The organism is Caballeronia sordidicola, from assembly GCF_002220365.1.
Taxonomy (GTDB): Bacteria; Pseudomonadota; Gammaproteobacteria; order Burkholderiales; family Burkholderiaceae; genus Caballeronia; species Caballeronia sordidicola_C.
Window position 1 is genome coordinate 154,779 of sequence record NZ_MTHB01000305.1, and the last position, 12,232, is coordinate 167,010.

At 59.7% G+C, this 12,232-nt stretch carries 12 protein-coding genes, 1 pseudogene and 1 riboswitch; of the genes and pseudogenes, 4 read left to right on the top strand and 9 right to left on the bottom strand.

The genetic code is table 11. The features are described from left to right. Nucleotides 1-53: 53 nt before the first annotated feature. Nucleotides 54-506, bottom strand: coding sequence for a MerR family transcriptional regulator (locus BSU04_RS44940; RefSeq protein WP_089166592.1), 453 nt, complete (start codon nucleotides 504-506; stop codon nucleotides 54-56). A gap of 111 nt (nucleotides 507-617) precedes the next feature. Between BSU04_RS44940 and BSU04_RS44945 the strand changes: the two genes are divergently transcribed. Beyond that, nucleotides 618-1,697, top strand: a complete 1,080-nt coding sequence (locus tag BSU04_RS44945) for an MBL fold metallo-hydrolase (protein WP_089166593.1) — start codon at nucleotides 618-620, stop codon at nucleotides 1,695-1,697. Nucleotides 1,698-1,759: 62 nt separating this feature from the next. On the opposite strand, the gene BSU04_RS44950 is transcribed toward BSU04_RS44945, so the two are convergent. Beyond that, on the bottom strand, nucleotides 1,760-3,346 hold the full coding sequence (locus BSU04_RS44950) for an ABC transporter substrate-binding protein (RefSeq protein ID WP_089166594.1): 1,587 nt from the start codon (nucleotides 3,344-3,346) through the stop codon (nucleotides 1,760-1,762). A 266-nt stretch (nucleotides 3,347-3,612) separates the two neighbouring features. Further along, nucleotides 3,613-3,786: riboswitch (yybP-ykoY riboswitch) on the top strand. A 140-nt stretch (nucleotides 3,787-3,926) separates the two neighbouring features. Between BSU04_RS44950 and BSU04_RS44955 the strand changes: the two genes are divergently transcribed. Further along, on the top strand, nucleotides 3,927-4,937 hold the full coding sequence (locus BSU04_RS44955) for a sodium:calcium antiporter (RefSeq protein WP_089166595.1): 1,011 nt from the start codon (nucleotides 3,927-3,929) through the stop codon (nucleotides 4,935-4,937). A 141-nt stretch (nucleotides 4,938-5,078) separates the two neighbouring features. Here BSU04_RS44955 and fliT read toward each other — a convergent pair whose 3' ends face one another. The 3 genes from fliT to BSU04_RS44970 form a co-directional block, all read right to left on the bottom strand. Beyond that, on the bottom strand, nucleotides 5,079-5,378 hold the full coding sequence (gene fliT, locus BSU04_RS44960; protein WP_089166596.1) for a flagellar protein FliT: 300 nt from the start codon (nucleotides 5,376-5,378) through the stop codon (nucleotides 5,079-5,081). Nucleotides 5,379-5,398: 20 nt separating this feature from the next. Continuing rightward, the gene (gene fliD, locus BSU04_RS44965) at nucleotides 5,399-6,967 is read right to left on the bottom strand and encodes a flagellar filament capping protein FliD (protein ID WP_089166597.1); all 1,569 of its coding nucleotides are present in this window, start codon (nucleotides 6,965-6,967) and stop codon (nucleotides 5,399-5,401) included. A 139-nt stretch (nucleotides 6,968-7,106) separates the two neighbouring features. After that, a complete protein-coding gene (locus BSU04_RS44970; protein ID WP_089166598.1) occupies nucleotides 7,107-8,255 on the bottom strand; it encodes a flagellin in 1,149 nt (382 codons plus the stop codon). 250 nt (nucleotides 8,256-8,505) lie between these two features. Here BSU04_RS44970 and BSU04_RS44975 point away from each other — a divergent pair, with 250 nt between their 5' ends. Together BSU04_RS44975 and rpsU are read left to right on the top strand one after the other, a co-directional pair. After that, nucleotides 8,506-9,453 (top strand): aldo/keto reductase, encoded by a 948-nt coding sequence (locus BSU04_RS44975; RefSeq protein ID WP_089166599.1) that lies wholly within the window; start codon nucleotides 8,506-8,508, stop codon nucleotides 9,451-9,453. 352 nt (nucleotides 9,454-9,805) lie between these two features. Next, nucleotides 9,806-10,018 carry a 30S ribosomal protein S21 gene (gene rpsU / locus BSU04_RS44980; RefSeq protein ID WP_031357080.1) on the top strand — a complete coding sequence of 71 codons (213 nt, stop codon included), beginning with the start codon at nucleotides 9,806-9,808 and terminating at the stop codon, nucleotides 10,016-10,018. A 212-nt stretch (nucleotides 10,019-10,230) separates the two neighbouring features. Here the strand turns inward: rpsU and BSU04_RS44985 are convergent, their stop codons facing one another. The 4 genes and pseudogenes from BSU04_RS44985 to BSU04_RS45000 all read right to left on the bottom strand — a co-directional run. After that, on the bottom strand, nucleotides 10,231-10,590 hold the full coding sequence (locus BSU04_RS44985; protein ID WP_089166600.1) for a hypothetical protein: 360 nt from the start codon (nucleotides 10,588-10,590) through the stop codon (nucleotides 10,231-10,233). A gap of 156 nt (nucleotides 10,591-10,746) precedes the next feature. Further along, nucleotides 10,747-11,172, bottom strand: coding sequence for a hypothetical protein (locus tag BSU04_RS44990; protein ID WP_089166601.1), 426 nt, complete (start codon nucleotides 11,170-11,172; stop codon nucleotides 10,747-10,749). Between the two features lie 480 nt (nucleotides 11,173-11,652). Then, a pseudogene (locus BSU04_RS44995) lies at nucleotides 11,653-11,868 on the bottom strand (DNA-3-methyladenine glycosylase I); the annotation flags it as partial. A 13-nt stretch (nucleotides 11,869-11,881) separates the two neighbouring features. After that, nucleotides 11,882-12,232 (bottom strand): transposase (locus tag BSU04_RS45000; RefSeq protein WP_144021554.1); only part of this gene is annotated, 351 nt, incomplete at its 5' end.

Genomic DNA, 12,232 nt, shown 5'->3' on the forward strand with positions numbered 1-12,232 from the left:
ATCGCCGGATGTTTTGGGTTCCTGGGCGGCGGCCGTTCTTGCCGGTTGTGAGTTCAAGGCGACTTAGCGTCTGCATCCGTCGATGCAGCCACAACTGCCGCTCGGCGCGCGCGTTTTTCCGCGTTCGCCGAAAGCAGCGCACGCCCCTGTGCTTCATATACGGCGAGCTCGGCGAGCGTTGCGTTCAGGTCGTCCAGTTGTGCCTCCAGCACCGCACGATGCGCCGCGATGGTGTCGAGAAACGCATGTAACTGGGCGACCGTCCCGGTCGGTGAATCGTAGAGATCGAGCAGCCTGCTCACCTCCAGCAACGTGAATCCAAGCCGTTTGCCACGCAGCGTCAGCTTGAGCCGCGTGCGGTCGCGCGCCGAATATACGCGACGCATGCCGTTCGTGCCCTCGCGCGCCGGCGTGAGCAAGCCCTGGTTCTCATAGAACCGGATTGCGCGTGGCGTGATCTCGAATTCGCGTGCTAGTTCGGTAATGGTGTAGCGCGTATCTGTCATTGAAATTACAAGGTTCCGAGCGCTTTCCTGAAGCCGACGTTAAAATACAGGTTAACGTTAGCGTCAACTTGGCGGCAATGCAACAACTGACAACCCGGAGACCCGACCCGCATGAACCTGCTCGAACAGCAACTCGATTACGTTTTCGCAGACCGTCTTCCTGAGAGCGGCCACACGATGGAAGTCACGCCCGGCGTGTTCTGGGTTCGCATGCCGCTGCCGTTTGCGCTCGATCACATCAACTTATGGGTCATGCGCGACGAGATTGACGGCGTGGCGGGCTGGACCGTTATCGATTGCGGTATTTCAGACGAAACGATCCGGGCGAACTGGGAGCGCACCTTCGACACGTTGCTCGACGGCTTGCCGGTGCTGCGCGTGATCGTCACGCATTGCCACCCGGACCACCTCGGTCTTGCCGACTGGATCTGCAATGGCGGCGAGAAGAAACGATGGGACCCGGTCAGGCTCTGGATGTCGCTCGGCGAGTACGCAATGGGCCGCGTGATGTCCGCCGGCGATGGCTCGGACGCAGGCGGCGAGCGGGCGGCACGGCACTTCGCGCGGCATGGCATGACGGATCCTGCGTCGCTCGAAGCGCTGCGCAAGCGCGATACGTATTACCCGTTGCTGGTGCCGTCCATCCCGCTGGTTTATCGTCGTCTGCGTGATGGCGATACGGTGAAGATTGGTGGCCGTGACTGGGAAGTGGTGACGGGTTTCGGTCATTCTCCTGAACATTGCGCGTTCTTCTGCGCCGCGACGAAGGTGCTGATTTCCGGCGACATGGTGCTGCCGCGCATCTCGACTAACGTCTCGGTGTTTGCGATTGAACCGGAGGGCAATCCGCTCGCGCTGTTCCTGGGTTCACTGGGCCGCTACGAGTCCCTTCCCGCCGATACACTCGTGCTCCCTTCGCATGGCAAGCCGTTTCGCGGCATGCATACGCGTATCGGGCAGCTTCGGGATCATCACGCGGCGCGTTTGCAGGAAGTGCGCGAGGCTTGCGCGATCAAACCGCAAAGCGCCGCTGACATTGTGCCGCTCATGTTCAAGCGTCCGCTCGATGTACACCAGATGACGTTCGCGCTCGGCGAAGCGCTGGCCCATTTGCACCTGCTTTGGCTGGAAGGCGAGCTTGTACGCCATACCCATAATGAAGACGGTGTGATCCGTTTCGCGCCGAAGTAAAAAAGAAGCCGGGCGTTTGTGCGCCCGGCTTGAGTGAACGACGGCATTACCTGCAGCCGCGACTACTGAACCACGACGCTCGCGAAGTTCTGCCGTCCGAACGGACTCACCCGATACCCGCTGACATTGCTACGCGTGAGCGCCGCTGCCGTCGGATAACCGAGCGGAATCCACAGCGCCTGGTCATGAATAATCTGCTGGGCTTCGGTATAAGCCTTGGTCCGTTTCCCCAGGTCCGCCGTTTCCTTGCCTTCATCGATCATCCGGTCGAGCGTCGGATCGCAGAAGCGCGCGAAGTTGATGCCCGAACGCACCGCGGCGCAACTGAATAGCGGCGACAGATAGTTGTCCGGATCGCCGTTGTCACCGGCCCAGCCCATGAACAACATGTCGTGTTGACCCTGCTTCGCTTCCTTGATCAGCTCACCCCATTCGATCACCTTGACCTGCGCCTTCACGCCGATCTTCGCCAGATCCGCCTGCAGCAATTCCGCGCCGACCTTCGGATTCGGATTCAGCACGCTGCCGTTCGGGCGCACCCAGATGGTGGTGTCGAAGCCATTCGGGAAGCCGGCGTCGGCGAGCAGTTTCTTCGCGCGATCGACCGAATACGGATACGCCGTGATCTGCTTGTCGTAGCTCCACGTGTTCGGCGGGTACGGATTCACAGCGGGCGTGGCGGTGTTTTCGAAGACGGTCTTCAAGTACGTCGTGCGATCAAAGGCAACATTCAACGCCTGGCGCACCTTGGGGTTGTCGAGCGGCTTTTTCTGCGTATTCAACGCAACGAACGCCGTCATGAACGCCGGCGTCTCGACCACTTTCAACGAACTGTCCTTTTTCGCGTCCAGCACGTCCTGCGGTTTCGGCGACAACGCGATCTGGCATTCACCCGCCTTGATCTTCTGCGCGCGCACGGAGGCGTCGGGCGTGATGGCGTATATCAGCCGGTCCACCTTGGGTTTCGGTCCCCAGTACGTCGGGTTGACGTCGTAACGGATCACGGCGTCTTTCGTGTAGTTCTTCAGCACGAACGGACCGGTGCCGATCGGCTTTGCGTTCAGATCGGTCTGCTTGCCCGCCTTGAGCAACTGGTCGGCGTATTCGGCCGAATAGATCGACGCAAAGCCCATGGTGAGAATGGGCACGAAGGTCGCGTTCGGCGTATTGAGTTCGAACTTGACGGTGTTGTCATCGACCTTGGATACGGACTTGATCAGCTTGACCAGGCCCATGGACTGCGCGTGTGGGAAGCCGCTTGCACCGGCCACCTTGTGCCACGGGTTGCTGTCGGAGAGCATGCGGTCGAAGGAGAACACCACGTCGTCGGCGGTCAGTTTTCTCGACGGCGTGAAGTAGTCCGTGGTCTGGAACGCTACGTTCGGCCGCAGATGAAACGTGTAGGTCAGGCCGTCGGGGCTCACGTCCCACTTCTCGGCTAGCGCGGGCGTGACCTTTTTCGCGACTTCATCGTAGGAGACGAGCGTGTTGAAGATCACATCCGCCGATGCATTGGTCGTCACCAGCGAATTGAATTGCACGACGTCGAAGCCATCCGGACTCGACTCGGTGCACACAGTGAGCGGTTTCGCGATCGCGAGCACCGGCGTGATGGCCAGTACAGCGGCTGCGAGCATTCTGAAGCGCATGGGATCTCCCGTTACGAACGTGGTCGCAAGTGTTAGTCAGTCAGACGTTTCTTGTTTGGCGGTTGCAGCTTATTGTACGGTGCGCTTCGTCGGATGCGTCAGCGCAATGAAAGAGCACTCAAAGGGCCTCCGTTGCCTTACTCATGGCCGTAGCTTACTGAACCGTTATTTCCGCTACAACGACCGATTCGGGATATGCATATGGGCCAGTGACAGTTTTTTGAACACCCCCGTGGCCGGTTGCCTAATCCGCCGACGCACGCTAAACTCGTGGCCGTCTTTGGGGAGTAGCCTTCCTTCCGCAATGGGAGGAGGACGCGTCAACATACTCGGCTTGTTAGCCGTGGCGCGTTCGACCGGTCAGGTTTGGCGAGACCATGGGTGCATCTTGTCGTTCACGGTCGGACGGCGCGGGATTGCACTCTGGTTCGCTGACGTCCGACCGTGAAATCATCGTGTCTCCAAAACAAAAACACCCCAGGCCTGCCCCAGGCCATACCCTGAGTTCGTCGGTTTCTCTACCGCTGTTCCGTCATTTCCGTGGCTTGCCCTGCTCGCTGGTTTCATCGCGAGGTGCCGCATGACGCTGCTTTTCCTGCAACTTGCGCTGATGCTCGTGGTGATCCTGGCGGCATCGGAACTCTTCACCAACGCGCTCGAACACCTCGGCGAAAAGCTCGGCATCTCCGAAGGGGTGACCGGTTCGCTGTTCGCGGCTATCGGCACGGCGCTGCCGGAAACCACCGTGCCGATCATCGCGTTGATGGGCGGCACGGCCAGCCGCGCGGTGAACGAGGAGATCGGCGTGGGCGCGATCCTCGGCGCACCATTGATGCTGGCGACCCTGTCGACGTGCCTGATGGCTGTCGCCGTGCTCAAGACGCGTGGCCTCAAAGGGGTCGTCGCGCCCGAACATAGCGGTTTCACCCGCGATCTCAACTTCTTCCTGTGTGCGTTCCTGATCGCGGCGGGCGCCATGTTCGTGCCGCATCACGCGTGGGAAGTGCGGGCGTTGTTCGCCGTAGGACTGGTCGGCGTGTATGTCACGTATGTGGTCACGACATTCCGTGCGTCCGCCAGTTTGGTCGAGAAGGGCCACGGCACTGAAGCGCCCGAGCGGCTGCTGATCTCGCGCTTCGGGTTGCCTACCTCGCTTGCGACTATCGTGCTGCAGATGGTTCTGGGCACGGCGTTGCTGGTTGGCGGTGCGAAGGGGTTTATCGCCGGCGTGGAAGGGGTTTCGAAGGTGCTGGGGATATCGGCGCTGCTGCTCTCGTTGATCATTATCCCGATCGCAACCGAACTGCCGGAGAAGGTCAACAGCATCATCTGGGCGCGGCGCGGCAAGGATACGCTGGCGTTCGGCAATATCACTGGCGCTATGGTGTTCCAGGGCACGCTGCTGCCGGGTATCGGCATCATGCTGACGCCTTGGGAGCCGCGCGTGGAAGTGATGACGGGCGTTTTCATCACGCTCGCGGCAGCCGCGTGGCTGCGCTTTAATGCGAAGAAGGGCGGGGTCGTGCTGTGGGCGCTGCTGGTGAACGGCGGGCTCTATGCGCTGTATCTGCTACTGACGCTGGGACGCTAGCCCATAAGAAAACACCCTGGACGCACATTGGTGCCCGGGGTGTTGAAGCGGCCAAAGCGCTGCGCGCGTGGTTCTTGTTGTTGTCTCTTCAGAGTCAAAAACAAAGTCAGCACAAGGCGGTGTACCGGCCTCGTCACTCGATCAGAACTTCGCGGCCTGGTGATACTTGCTGGCCGCCTGGACCTTCTTCATCGCCGAACTGTATTCGATCTGCAATTCCGATTGCGTTGTCTTCGCGTCGGAGGCAATGGCGGCATCGATTGCCTGGATCCTGTTGATCACCTCCATGGCCGTGGCGTCCTGTTCCGGCGTCAACTCCATGAAAAGCGGGGTCCGCTCTTCAGTCAGGCGGGCCGCTTCCTGCCAATCCGCCATGGCCGCCGCGTGCTGGATCGCGAGCGTCAACTCGAGCAGGCGGTCGATCAAGCTGTTCTGTTCCATGTCGATTTATCCTCGCCCGATCAGCTGTTGTTGGCCGATGCCAGCGCACCCGCGCTATTGGCGCCGCCGAACAATTGCGTCAGGTACTGCGAGTTGTTGTTCATCGTCGCCATCAACGTATTGAGCGCCGTGAACTGCGCCTGGTACTGGCTCGTGAGCTGCGCCGTGTAGGCGGTCAGGGTGGTTTGCTGCTTCGTAATGCTTGCCAGATCCGTGTTCACCGCGCTCTGGCTGTTCGCAACCAGGCCGGTCGAGCTCAGGAACGAGTTCAGGCTGGTCGTCATCTTCGCGGCCAGGCCGGTCGTCGAATTGAATAGAGCCGCCACCCCCGACGGGTTGTTCTGGAGCGCAGCGGCGAGCTTCGTGGGATCGATCACCAGTGAGCCGGCTGGCTGCGTCGCGCTGGCTTGTCCCTGCAGCGTGATCCCGAGCGCACCCAGAGAGATGGTCGAGGTGCCGTTCTGTACGCCGCTGTCGACAATGCTCGCCAGCGTGTTCTGGATGGTGGTGAGCATCGGATTGGAGGCCAACGCGCCGCTTTGCGTGCTTGCTGCTGCCGAGTTGTCGTTGCCCACCTGGCCGTACGTGGTGACAAGCGTGTTGTAGAGGGTGACGAAGTTGTTGATCGCGGTGGATCCGGACGTCGTGTTCTGCGCCACAGTCAGTGTCTGCGCCGTGCCCGCCGGCGTGCCGATTGCGGCAGCGGTGAGGTTCAGCGTAATGCCCTGGATTGCACTGGTCACCGTGTTGCTGGCACTCGTCCCGGCCGTTCCGTCGACCGTGAACATGGCGTCTTGCGCGGATGCGGTTTGCGTCCACGCGCTCGTGCTCGACGCCGACGTGATGGTCGACGCGGCCGTGCTGGTGGCGCCGGCCGTGGACGTAACGCCGAGGCTGGACAGGCCGGCATCGCCCGCCAGGTTGCTGATTGAAACATTGACCGTGTTCGATGCGCCTGTGGCCGTCGAGCGCAGGACCAGATGCGCACCGTCCGTGCCGGTGACGACCGTAGCGGTTACCCCCGGATTGTTCGCCGCCGAGTTGATCGCGCTGGCAATGCCGCTTACCGTGTTGTTTGACGACGTGATGGGAACGCTCATCGAGTGGCCGCCGACCGAGATATTCATCGTGCCGGTGCCGAGCGCCGTCGTGCTGCCGAACGCGGCAGACGAAAGTGTTTGCGCGCTGGCAATTTGCGTGACCGCGACCGAGTAAGTGCCCGCCGACGCGGTGGTGTCAGCCGTTGCCGTCAGGCCCGTACCACTGCCAGTCGCTGTGAACTGTCCGAGGGCGCTGCCGTTGGATAGCGAGGCGATACCGGCCTGCAATGCAGACAGTGCTGCCTGCAACGCGCCGATGGCCGAAAGTTGAGTGTTGTCGTTCGTTTGTTGTGCGGAAAGCGTGGCGGTTTGGCCTGCCACCTTCGCATTGACGAGGCTTGTGACCAGCGACGACACATCCAGCGACGAATTGCCCGTGGATCCGCTGATGATGGACTGCGCTGCGGACGCTTCGGCTGCCTGGGTGGCGGCAATGGTGGCGGCTGCCGAGGCTGCGGCCGTGCTGGATGCGCTGGATATCGTCGACATTGAGATGCTCCGTACGTCGGTTTTGCTTTCGAGCCTGAATGATAAACTTTTGTAATACGTATAGGGGAGGCAAGCCTCCCCGGAAAACGGATTTGGCAGACGCGTCTTGCGATGCGCCTGCCGTTACTGCTTAAGGCTATTACTGGAGAAGCTTCAGAACTTGCTGCGGCAACGAGTTGGCTTGCGCCAGCACCGAGATACCCGCTTGTTGCAGCACTTGAGCCTTGCTCAGGTTAGCCGTTTCCTGTGCGAAGTCGGCGTCCGTGATTTGCGACTGAGCGCCCGACAAGTCGGTCGACTGCGATTGCTGCGCCGAGGAGATCGACGTGAAACGGTTTTGAGCCGCACCCAGGGTTGCCTGGATGTTGTTGACCGTTTGGAGTGCGTTGTCGATCGATTCCATTGCGGCGTTTGCGCCTTGTGTCGTGCTGACGTTCACTGCTGACACTGTCGGCGGCGTATTCAAGGCATTGGCGGTGGCAATGCTTGCGACGGTGGCGGCGGAGGCGGTCGAGCCAAGCGCGCCGGTGCTCACTGCCGTCAGCGTCAACGCTACAGGCGTGGTGGCCGAACCCGTCGTAGAAGCGCCGAACAGCGCCGTTACTGCCGTGCTCGACAGAGCCTGATTGTTCTGGTCGGTGAAGGTGAAGCCGCCGTTGCCGTCTGCGAGTACGTTGACCGTCGTGATGGCGGGGGAGGATGACGCAGCAGCGCCGCTAGCGTTCAGGCTAACGCCCGTGATCGAGGTAAGCGTCGAGCCAGCTTGCGGGACACCGCCGCCGAGCGAGGCTGCCGACAGGCTTTGCGTCAGGTTCAGGCTGATCGTCTGACCGACGTTTGCGCCGATCTGGAAGCTGACGTTACCTGCCGAGCCGTCCAGCACGTTCTTGCCGTTGTACGTCGTTTGCGATGCTACGCGGTTCACTTCAGCCACTTGCTGCGCCACTTCTTGTTGCAGTGCTGCCTGGTCGCTCGACGACAACGAGCCGCTCGATGCTTGGACCGCCAGCTGACGAATGGTTTGCAAGCTCGTCGTGATCTGCGCCAGACCGCTCGATGCCGTCTGGATCATCGACACGCCGTCGTTCGCGTTCGACACGCCCTGATCCAGGCCGTTGATCTGCGTTTGCATGCGGTTCGAGATTGCCAGACCTGCTGCATCGTCTGCCGCGCTGTTGATGCGCTTGCCCGACGACAAACGCGTGATAGCCTGCGAGAGTGCGCTTTGCGACGTGTTCAAGTTTTGCTGAGCGACCAGCGAGTTGATATTGCTATTGATGCTAAGCATTTGGATTTCTCCTGAAAGAGCTGAAAGGGCTGTTTTGGCTACTACTGCACGGGTACTGTTGCCGGGCGGTTCCGAGCGTGGTAGCCGGCCGCCTACATGGGTTAGCGGCGCATGAAAAAAAAACTTGAGGACTTAGGTAAGGATTTGTAGGCGGAATAGCGGTCGGCGAGCAGCCTGCGAGTAAAGGGATTCGCGGGTATTCTTTTCGAGTCAGTTATCAGCGTTTGCCTACAACAGCCCGGGAGCAACCATGCAGCACCGCACTATCGGTAAGTCGGACCTCAAAGTCGCGCCGCTCGTTTTCGGCGGAAATGTATTCGGCTGGACCGCCGACGAACGCACGTCGTTCTCCATCCTCGACGCCTTCGTCGACCACGGACTTAATTTCATCGATACCGCCGACGTCTATTCCGCCTGGGTCGAGGGCCATCAGGGTGGCGAGTCGGAGACGATCATCGGCAAGTGGCTCAAGGAAAGCGGCAAGCGCGACAAGATCGTGCTGGCAACCAAGGTCGGCATGCTGAGCACGCGGACAGGGCTGTCGGCGGCGAATATCGAGGCAGCCGTCAACGACTCGCTGAAACGACTAAAAACGGATTACATCGACGTGTACTTTTCCCATCGAGACGACGATAAAACGCCGCTCCTTGACACGCTCGGCGCTTACCAAAAGCTGATTACGGCGGGAAAGGTGCGCGTGATTGGTGCGTCGAATTACACCGGTGAAAGGCTGGAAGAGGCGCTGAAGATCTCGGCGAAAGAGGGGATTGCGGGTTATCAGGTCCTTCAGCCTGAATACAACCTTTATGATCGCGCCGGCTACGAGAATGACCTTGAACCGGTTATCAAGGCGCACAAGGTGTCGGTTGTGACGTATTACAGTCTGGCGAGCGGTTTCCTGAGTGGAAAATATCGATCCAAAGCCGATACCGAAAATAGTGCCCGTGGCGCGAAAGTGTCGGGTTACCTGAACGACCGGGGCTTGAGAATTGTGAATGCGCTGGTTAAGGTGGCAGAACGCCATGACACGGAGCCGGCGGCAATCGCGCTTGCATGGCTGATCGCGCGGCCGGGCGTAACGGCGCCGATCGCGAGCGCAACATCGGTCAAGCAACTCGAAACCCTGGCCCACGCGACCCGGATTTCTTTGACGGCGGAGGACGTCGCCCTCCTTGATGAAGCCAGCAATCCGGACTGAAATCGGCAAAAAGCACGCATGATCATAGGGTTGCAGCCCCGCAAATCGTGTTGCGGGGTTGGCGACGGGGCGACGATCTGATAACATCTCGCCCGAATCGAGATTTTTGCCTGATGGCGCAGCTATTTTTAAGCGACGCCGGGCGGCCCGAAGTGCGCTGTTCCGTTTTCGACAGACTGCGCATGCCGTGATCGGCGGTGAAATCCCACCTCTCTCTTTTCCGGCCTCCGTGGCCGCTTTGCTCGTGTCCGCTGTTGTCAGGTGGACGATCGGAGTGCCGGCGCGCGGCGTTGCCTTAGGCAGTACGCTTCGCCGCGCAGTCAGAAAAACGTATCAGCGATTTAGGACATCCATGACCACTATTGTTTTGAAAGAAAACGAGCCGTTCGACGTCGCGATCCGGCGTTTCCGCCGGACCATCGAAAAGAACGGCCTGATCGCCGAACTTCGCGAACGTCAGTCGTATGAAAAGCCGACGACGGCACGCAAGCGCAAGAAGGCGGCAGCAGTTAGCCGTCTGCGTAAGCGCCTGCGCAGCCAGATGCTGCCCAAGAAGCTTCACTAAGTTTTGCTTGTCAGGGCGGCTTGTCAGGCGGCTTGTCAGGTTTGATTTCCTGGTTTTACCGCCTGGCGTTACTTCGGCTAGCGGCTTAGCTTGTTCGGCGCGCCGGGGCTGGACTTCTGGATTACGGGCGCCTGAGCGGATCTTCCTCGTTTTTTCGCCTTTATCCTGCCTTGGCGGGCCTTTCGCCTGAGCTGGCGCGCGTTTATCCGCGCTCAGACAAATGCATGCCGTTCGCCCACGCGGGCCAGGAGCTGGGGCCATTCGTCCACGTTGAAATCGTCGTGGACTTCTTCCAGTTCGATCAGCAACTCGACTATGTGAGGATCGTAGGCATTAACCTCCGACGCATACAGTGCGCGTAACAATGAGCCGTCCTTCGCGTGCCGGTAGTACGAGATCCCAATGCCTTCGAACTCCGGCCGATACAACTCATCGGCGATCAGCGAGCCGATAGCGCACTTGCGGCCATTGCCGCTGCGAAGCCGGCACGAACCGTTTTCATCTTCTGATACAGCTCGTTGCGTAAGCAGATGGTTGCTCACGCGCTCGTAGATGTCTCTCGCCGTTAACATTGCATGGCTCATTGCTTTGACTATTGCGTTGCTCGCCCGCGCATCTATTCGTTCGATATCGGAGCGGACGCGCTTCGTTAGTGGGTCAGTTCGAGGGGAATCGTTTCAGCCACGTGAGGCCTCTCGGGGCCCCGCAAACCCTGCCCAATTCCGTACTCAAGCTGCCGACTTAAGTCGATTTGCCGACAAGTTGAACTGCCGGGCAATCGACGCAAAGCGTTCACGCCATTCCCACTTGCCGAACACGTCGTGTACGTTTTGCAGGCAGCTGAGCAGTTCCACAGTCGTCGGGTCGTAGACGTTGATATTCGAGCGCAAGAGCGCCCGTTTTAGCGCAACCACACCGACGTCCATGTAGGCCGGCACTGTTTCCGGCCCCTTGCCGACGTATCGAATGGGAACTCCTTCCATGGCAGTCATGTAATCGCGGGCCTTGATGAAGCTGCCAACAGGACAACCGCCGCAATAGCCGCGATATGCACCGCCGCCGTGGGGCAACAACGCTGCCCGGCCTTGGCCAAACAGGTGAAGCACGGCACGGTCGAAGATTTCCTGGTGCGTTAAGAAGTTGAGGTTTTTCATTCTGGTTCTCCCCCGCGCCGACAACTGCGGTGCTTAGTGGGTTTCATCAAACAGCGTTATCAGTATCGGACGCGGATTCGTTCGCCATAGCGCGGTCGACCACATAAAACCGCGTCATTTCACCGGTCTGCCTACTTTGCCGCGACCGTTCGTACGGTCTGAATACGCTTGGTAAGCGGCGAGAAGCAACCCTGGTTTCAGAGTCAGCCGGCTCGCCGGAAAAAAGCCACTTACAACGTATTTATAGCGGTTCTTTTCGGTAAAAAAGTTGTGCAATGTGCGGTTGGCCGCAATTCTGACATGATGTCTGACTTCTTGCACAGAGGCGGAATCCCCGTAGAGGCTTTGTAGTAAAGGCTTCAGAGCGTGATTCACCACGCAGATGCGGCTATCGTCAGGATTTTCCCTGACGAAGGTTGAAATCGCGATAAACGTTGCGAAAACGCACTGTTTGTATCGAAAATCAGTTGAGCAAATTACCTAATTTGTTCGGCGTTGGGCGGATTCGCGTTTAGGGATGGCTGCGCTGCCGCGGGATCGACAGAAACAGGCGGCCTCGTGGTCGTTGACCATGCCGGTCGCCTGCATGAACGCGTAGCAGATAGTCGTTCCGACAAACTTGCAGCCGTATTTCTTTAGAGTGCGGCTCAGGGCGTCGGAGATTTCGTTGGAGGCGGGCGCCTGTGCATAGGTCGCGCGCGGGGTGGCTCTATGCCGTTTTGAGTGGAACTTGACGGCCGGCGCGATAACGTTTAATCCCTTGATCACGCGGGGCGGCGGGACGCAAAGGATTTTGCGGCAAATGTTTTAGCCTGGACATGCGGAGGTAGGCGATGGCCACGAAGTTCTTCACGGTTCGAAATCCGCGCGCGGCCCGCTTGGTTTGTTGGAGCATGCCATTCATCGCCTCGACATAGGCATTGCTGCGACCGTCGAGCATGCCGCGCACGACGCCCGGCAGGCGCTCCTTGAGCGTCGTGGCCAGCCGCCTGAACGGCTCAAGCCGACAACGCTTCGCCCATGAGATCCAGCCCTTGAGCATCTCCTCGGCTGTCTGCGC

Excerpts from the sequence above, each read along its gene's own strand:
- BSU04_RS44940 (WP_089166592.1), bottom strand. The coding sequence starts at position 506 with ATGACAGATACGCGCTACACCATTACCGAACTAGCACGCGAATTCGAG.
- BSU04_RS44945 (WP_089166593.1), top strand. The coding sequence starts at position 618 with ATGAACCTGCTCGAACAGCAACTCGATTACGTTTTCGCAGACCGTCTT.
- BSU04_RS44950 (WP_089166594.1), bottom strand. The coding sequence starts at position 3,346 with ATGCGCTTCAGAATGCTCGCAGCCGCTGTACTGGCCATCACGCCGGTG.
- BSU04_RS44955 (WP_089166595.1), top strand. The coding sequence starts at position 3,927 with ATGACGCTGCTTTTCCTGCAACTTGCGCTGATGCTCGTGGTGATCCTG.
- fliT (WP_089166596.1), bottom strand. The coding sequence starts at position 5,378 with ATGGAACAGAACAGCTTGATCGACCGCCTGCTCGAGTTGACGCTCGCG.
- fliD (WP_089166597.1), bottom strand. The coding sequence starts at position 6,967 with ATGTCGACGATATCCAGCGCATCCAGCACGGCCGCAGCCTCGGCAGCC.
- BSU04_RS44970 (WP_089166598.1), bottom strand. The coding sequence starts at position 8,255 with ATGCTTAGCATCAATAGCAATATCAACTCGCTGGTCGCTCAGCAAAAC.
- BSU04_RS44975 (WP_089166599.1), top strand. The coding sequence starts at position 8,506 with ATGCAGCACCGCACTATCGGTAAGTCGGACCTCAAAGTCGCGCCGCTC.
- rpsU (WP_031357080.1), top strand. The coding sequence starts at position 9,806 with ATGACCACTATTGTTTTGAAAGAAAACGAGCCGTTCGACGTCGCGATC.
- BSU04_RS44985 (WP_089166600.1), bottom strand. The coding sequence starts at position 10,590 with ATGTTAACGGCGAGAGACATCTACGAGCGCGTGAGCAACCATCTGCTT.
- BSU04_RS44990 (WP_089166601.1), bottom strand. The coding sequence starts at position 11,172 with ATGAAAAACCTCAACTTCTTAACGCACCAGGAAATCTTCGACCGTGCC.